The sequence below is a fragment of the uncultured Corynebacterium sp. genome, from assembly GCF_902489365.1.
Lineage (GTDB): Bacteria > Actinomycetota > Actinomycetes > Mycobacteriales > Mycobacteriaceae > Corynebacterium.
This window is the reverse complement of sequence record NZ_CABTZR010000109.1, coordinates 1-5812: the sequence shown is the minus strand read 5'-3', so window position 1 is coordinate 5812 and position 5812 is coordinate 1. Positions and strand designations below refer to the sequence as shown.

At 61.7% G+C, this 5812-nt stretch carries 6 protein-coding genes; 3 read left to right on the top strand and 3 right to left on the bottom strand.

Going from position 1 to position 5812, the window contains the following annotated elements; translation table 11 throughout:
- A partial coding sequence (locus RDN59_RS11100) for a CAP domain-containing protein (RefSeq protein ID WP_308607896.1) occupies positions 1 to 323 on the bottom strand: 323 nt, incomplete at its 3' end.
- Positions 324 to 831: 508 nt separating this feature from the next.
- Between RDN59_RS11100 and mmuM the strand changes: the two genes are divergently transcribed.
- The 3 genes from mmuM to RDN59_RS11085 all read left to right on the top strand — a co-directional run bounded on the left by mmuM (position 832) and on the right by RDN59_RS11085 (position 2772).
- A complete protein-coding gene (gene mmuM, locus RDN59_RS11095; protein ID WP_308607895.1) occupies positions 832 to 1767 on the top strand; it encodes a homocysteine S-methyltransferase in 936 nt (311 codons plus the stop codon).
- Positions 1768 to 1818: 51 nt separating this feature from the next.
- On the top strand, positions 1819 to 2205 hold the full coding sequence (locus RDN59_RS11090; RefSeq protein ID WP_308607894.1) for a hypothetical protein: 387 nt from the start codon (positions 1819 to 1821) through the stop codon (positions 2203 to 2205).
- A 72-nt stretch (positions 2206 to 2277) separates the two neighbouring features.
- Complete coding sequence (locus RDN59_RS11085; protein ID WP_308607893.1) at positions 2278 to 2772, top strand: gluconokinase; 495 nt, start codon at positions 2278 to 2280, stop codon at positions 2770 to 2772.
- Here the strand turns inward: RDN59_RS11085 and RDN59_RS11080 are convergent.
- Entirely contained in the window at positions 2769 to 4163 is a 1395-nt protein-coding gene (locus RDN59_RS11080; RefSeq protein WP_308607897.1) for a GntP family permease, read from the bottom strand. The two genes, RDN59_RS11085 and RDN59_RS11080, sit on opposite strands and share 4 nt — an antisense overlap.
- 126 nt (positions 4164 to 4289) lie before the next feature.
- Positions 4290 to 5468 (bottom strand): alpha/beta hydrolase family protein, encoded by a 1179-nt coding sequence (locus RDN59_RS11075; RefSeq protein WP_308607892.1) that lies wholly within the window; start codon positions 5466 to 5468, stop codon positions 4290 to 4292.
- Positions 5469 to 5812: the final 344 nt, after the last annotated feature.

Genomic DNA, 5812 nt, shown 5'->3' with positions numbered 1-5812 from the left:
TTGCCATCGCGGCTCAAGGTGTTGGCCCAGTCCTGCGCCAGGTTGGTCAGGCTCGGGTCAACGCGCAGCGGTGCGAGGCCATTGGCCACGCGCTGGGCATTAGTCTGATTAATGATTCCCTGAACGCTGGCGGAGGTCTGCGGTGCCGGGGCAACCGGACCTGCGGCTGCGGGGACGGTGAAACCGAACGTGGCCGGGTTGAACGTGCCGAAGGAACTTACAGCCTGAGCAGGGGCGTTGACGGAGCCGGCGAAGAGTGCTGCGGCGGCAGCAATGGGGGCAACGATCTTTGTGGCGGTGTGTCCAAACCGGAGGCGGAACATAATGGGCACCTCTTTCTGCTTCAGGGTTAAGTGGCGGCTTTCCTGCCGCGTACCGAGCGGTACTTTCACTTAAAATTAAAGCGCTCTTTGGTGTGGAAAGGCCAGATGACCAGCAGTTTTAAGCTTTAGTCTTATGTTTGTTGTTATTTATGGCCCGTCTCTTAAGCTTCTTGAGATTTCCCCTACCTTTGGCCTGACTTTGTAAAGATTAAGCCTTTAGTTTTGTCCAGTGGGGGTAATGTGTGGGGGTGGCCGTTCAGGATCGCATTCCTATATCCAGGCCTTTTAGGTGAATGGGGGCTAAATATGGATAAAACCTTGGCCATTTCTTGGCAAATGCATGGATATCTTCTGTGAATGTATAGCTTGCGCTTATGGGTGTCGCTGCGGCGTGACCCGTGGAAATCGTGGTGACAGGCGCGAATGGATGTCAGAGAAGGTGCTTGGATTGCCTAAAGATTAGGAAAACTTATATAGCGATTGGGGTGGCTTATCGTAATGGTGCGGGGTGACTGCGGAAGCCATTGCTAAGCTCATGCGCATGGTCCTTCAAGCCGCGCCGCTGCTTCTCGATGGCGGCCTGGGAACCCACCTCGAAGCCCAGGGGCACGACATCTCCGGCCCGTTGTGGTCGGCACGAGTGCTGCGTGAGAACCCAGCGCTCATCGGATCGGCCCACGCTGACTTCTTCGCCGCTGGTGCCCACGTGGCCACAACGGCTTCCTACCAAGTCACCTTTGACGTCCTCGGCGAGGAGGCGGAAACACTTCTGCGCCGCAGCGTTGCTGTGGCACGGGAAGCGGCGGGCGGGGTCGTCGACAAGCACGGTGTAGCGGGGGAGTACTTGGTCGCCGCATCTATCGGCCCTTATGGCGCAGGCCCAGGTGAGGGCACCGACTACGACGGGGCCTACGGCCTTAGCCGCGAGGAGCTGTACCGCTGGCATGCCCGCAGGGTGGCGGTGCTCGCGGATACGGACGCTGACTTTTTGCTTGCCGAGACCATCCCCAACGTCGATGAGGCTGCAGTACTGCTGGAGCTCCTGTCGGCTCAGCCCAAGCCCTTCGCGCTGAGCATTACCGGGGCCATTGCCGCTGACCCGGTCAAGCTCATGCGTGTTATCGACCTGGTCAACCAGGCACCACGGCTGGGGGCCGTGGGTGTGAACTGCGTGAGTGCACCCCAAGCACTTGGTGTGGTGAAGACACTGCGCGCAGCCACCGATAAGCCGTTGTTAGCTTGTCCCAACAGCGGCGAACTCTGGGACCACGGCGCCCATGAGTGGCGGCCGGCCCCCGCTGGCGCGGTGAGTTTGGCTGAGGCTGCAACGGATCTCGTGGCTGCCGGCGCTAGCCTGCTGGGCGGGTGCTGCCGCGTGGGGCCCACTGAGATACGCCAGCTGCGCGCTTCCATCCTTCGCGCAACAAATGATTCCTCTGGGTAATAACGAAGGAATTCCAGGACAACCCCACGGTACGGGCGATACAGTATTGCTATGAAAAAGTCTTCTTTCCTCGCAGCATGCGCTGCGCTCCTCGTCGCATCGCTGTCCGTACCCGCTGCCAATGCCGAGCTGACCCAAACTGAGCGGGACCAGTTCCGCACCGATCCCGTCGGGGCGATTGCCTGGCAGGCCATCAAGGGCTCCTCGGAATACGTGCGCGCCGATGGCAACACCATGATGGCGGCATCCTTCTTCTCCATGACTATGCCGGGCCAGAGCATCGGCATGCCTGCTCTTGAGAACTGCGCCGAGCGCGTCGGCTCCTCCGCGCCGGAGGGCGGCGTGCGCTACGTGGCGGCGGCTTTGTGTGCCACTTTTGATCCAACTGCCCGCGGCGAGGTGCAGCGCGGCGACTTTGGCTACGGGCCACTGGGCTAAGTCGCACTGCGCTCAGCCGTGCTTCCTCGCGTAGCGCGTGGCGCGTAAAATCGGGTGGCGTTTAAAGGAGGAATGATGCGCAAGCACGTGGTGATCATGGGGGTCTCAAGCTGCGGTAAGTCCACGGTCGGGGAGTTGCTGGCGCAGCGCACCGGCCTGCCCTTCCGGGATGGGGATGATATGCACCCGGCGGCGAACATCGAGAAGATGGCCTCGGGGCAGGCGCTTGACGACGATGACCGGAAACCCTGGCTCGAATCCATCGGGCGCTTCCTCGCGGACCAAGAAGGTGGCGCCATCGTTGGTTGTTCCGCGCTCAAGCACTCCTACCGCGACATCATCCGCGCCGCGGCACCGGATACGGTTTTCGTGCACCTGCATGGCTCTTACGAGCTGCTCAAGGAACGTATGAGCCAGCGTTCTGGGCACTTCATGCCTGTATCCCTGCTTGATTCGCAGTTCGAAACCTTGGAGGAACTGCGCCCAGAGGAAGCAGGCATCGTGCTGGATGTCAGCGCTGCCCCGGAGGACCTTGCTGCCGCAGCAGCCGAGTACCTGCAGGTCTAGAGCAGCGCGGCGGCGCCGTAGAAGATGAGGACAACGCCGAAGCCGATCGCGGAAATCAGGGCCTGGTTGACTGTCCATGTCCGCAGCGTGGTGGCTACGTCCATGCCCATGAGCCGGCCGACCAACCAGAAACCCGAGTCATTGACGTGGCTGCCAAAGACGGAGCCCGCCGCGGTGGCGAGCGTGATGAGGACCAGCTGAATTTCGCTGAAGCCGCCGGCCTCGACGGCGGGCGCCATGAGCGCGGCGGCCGTGGTGAGGGCAACGGTGGCTGAGCCTTGCGCTAGGCGCAGGGCGACCGCGATGAGGTAGCAGGCCAAGATAACGGGGACGCCGAGTCCGGACATGGAATCCGCCAGCGCGTCACCAATACCGCTGGTGCGCAGAACCCCGCCGAACATGCCGCCGGCGCCGGTGATGAGGATGACGGAACAAATCGGACCGAGCGAAGACTCCACGGTCTTTTCGATGGCGCTCTTGCTTTCCCCACGGCGCAGGCCCAGCACGGTCATCGCTGCAAGAGTGGTGATCAGCAGCGCGATCGGGGTCTGCCCCAGGAAAATAAAGAAGCGCACCCATGAGGCAGCGGGGTCGACCAGGCCAGCGGTGCCCAGCGTGGTCAGCCCGGTATTGCCAAAGATGAGGACCATGGGGATGAGCAGGATGCTGAGAACTGCGAACGGGGAGGCCGGGCGATCCGGCAATTCGGCATCGCTGACCAGCGCACCGGTTATGGCCTCCTCGAGGCGGTAGGGGTACTTCTTGCCCAAATGGAGCCCGAAGCGGTATCCGGAGAGATACCACGTGGGCAGCGCGACGAGGAGGCCGAAGATAAGGATCAGGCCGATGTTCGCGCCGAAGAACTCACCGGCCGCAACAGGCCCCGGGTGCGGTGGGACGAAGACGTGCATGACGGAGAAAGCACCGGCCGCGGGAATGTCATAGGCCAAGACTGGGCCGTCCAGGCGCCTGGCGACGGCAAAGATGACCGGCAGCATCACCATGAGGCCCGCGTCGAAGAAGATGGGAAAGCCCATGATGAGGGAAGCTACGCCGAGTGCCAAAGGGGCTTTGGCTTCGCCGAAGAGTTTCACGAGGGCGTCGGCAAGCGTCTTAGCACCGCCGGAGGTCTCCGCCAACCGCCCGATCATGGCGCCCAAGCCCACCAACAAGGCTACGGAACCCAACGTCGATCCGAAGCCGCTCGTCATGGTGGGCACCACGCCGTCCAGCGGGATGCCGGCGGCCAACGCAGTCAGCGCGGAGACCGTGACGAGGGTGACGAAGGCATGCACCTTGAAGTAGATGACAAGGACCAGGATGACCGCAATTGCAGCCGCGGCGATGCCGAGAAGTGGTCCTGTCGTAAGTGTGGGTTCCCACGTATCCATGACATTCATGGATGCTGATTTTGCTAATGCAACGTGCGGTGATCTAGGTCTTCGGCGCTGCGGGCCTGCGCACAAGCGTGGCGAGAAGCGTGGCATGAAACAGCCACGAAGAGCGCACTAGGCGTGCTACTCCACGCCGAGGGCCGGGCCCACCGTGGCCCAACTGATGGCCAGCTCGCGTCGGAACAGCTCCCACGTGTGGCGCCCCTCCGGAAGCTCGTAGTAATCAAGATCCACACCAGCCGCGGTGGCCTGCTTGGCGTAATAGGAGCTGCACCAATAATCCAACCGCTCGTTGAGGCCTAGTGCAGGCAGCGGTGAGTCCTCAATGTCGACATCAAAGTCTGCCGGGCCACCACGGGAGACGATGACGAAGGTCTTTCGCCCCTTTTGTTGATCGAGGTTGAGAACCGGCGAATGCCGAGCCCACGCCGGATCCCACGGCGGACCAAAGGAGCGCGCCGGGTCAGTGCCGTAGAACGCCGCGCTGACCCACGCGAAGCCTTGCGCGACAACGCCCGTGGTCGAGGGGCAACCGGAGATGGAACCAGCCACCTTGAACCGCGGATCATAGGTGGCAAGTTCGAGCGCTGGGCCGCCAGAGTTACTCACGCCCGCGATGCCGTCAGTACCGTTGCCGTGAAACTCGGAGTCGATAAGTTGCGGGAGCTCCTTGGTCAGATAGGTGGCCCACTTGTATTTTCCGTGGGTGTCATGGGGCTGCGCCCAATCGGACATCATCGAGCCATACGCACCGCGGGGAGACACGACATTGACCTGCTTGTCTTGGAAAAACTCGGAGGCTCCGCCGCCGTCCCACCACAGTGCGTCCTCGCCTCCTCCTGCACCGCCCAGCAGGTAATAGGTCGGGCGGGGCTGGGTATTCTCCAATCCACCCGGTGGGAGAATGATGTCGTTGGTGATGACACGGTCCATGGCCGGTGAATAGGCCTTAAGTTCCCACACATTGTCTTGGATATGCCGCAGCTCCCGCAGCTGTGCCGGCGCGGCGGTTGCCGGTGGACGCGTGGCTTCTGGCTTCACGATGGGAATCTTTAACAGCTGGATTAGTGGCCCCCATACAGCAAAAACATTCTCCGCGAAGAGCACAGGTGCCAGCGGGCCCAGCGCAATGGGATCGAGGACAGAGGAGTGCTGATCAATGTTGGTGACTTCGCTGCTCAGCGAATCTATTGAGTGTGCGGACTCAACTGATGACTGCGCGTGTGCGAGATGGGTGTGGGAAGGAGAAAGAACCAGCCCCATCGAAAGAAGGCCCGCTAGTGCGGTGCGAGAGAAATGCATCCTCTCAGGATATCTAAGGAACGCTGCATCACCTGCATTGCCTGTGTTCCGAACTGCGCATCGCAGCAGCTGCGGCGACACTCGTGAATAACAACCCTGCCCGCTAGGCACGGAGAAACGTAAACCCCCGACCGCATGGGGGCGGTCGGGGGTTTCCTCTCACTCTCTCACTACCGGACTAAGCGCCGGCGGGCTGCACTCCCCGAAGGGGGCGAGGGGTGTTCCTTAGAACAGGCCCTCGGCCTTCTTGCCGGTGTCCTTGACGGTGATCTTGCGGGAATCAACGTTCTGGTCGTTGTCGGTGGACTTGTCACCGTCGAGGCGGGAAATCTGGGTGACCTCGA

Bases quoted from the DNA above. Each gene is read 5' to 3' on its own strand.
- RDN59_RS11090 (WP_308607894.1), top strand. From the start codon at position 1,819: ATGAAAAAGTCTTCTTTCCTCGCAGCATGCGCTGCGCTCCTCGTCGCA.
- RDN59_RS11085 (WP_308607893.1), top strand. From the start codon at position 2,278: ATGATGCGCAAGCACGTGGTGATCATGGGGGTCTCAAGCTGCGGTAAG.
- RDN59_RS11080 (WP_308607897.1), bottom strand. From the start codon at position 4,163: ATGGATACGTGGGAACCCACACTTACGACAGGACCACTTCTCGGCATC.
- RDN59_RS11075 (WP_308607892.1), bottom strand. From the start codon at position 5,468: ATGCATTTCTCTCGCACCGCACTAGCGGGCCTTCTTTCGATGGGGCTG.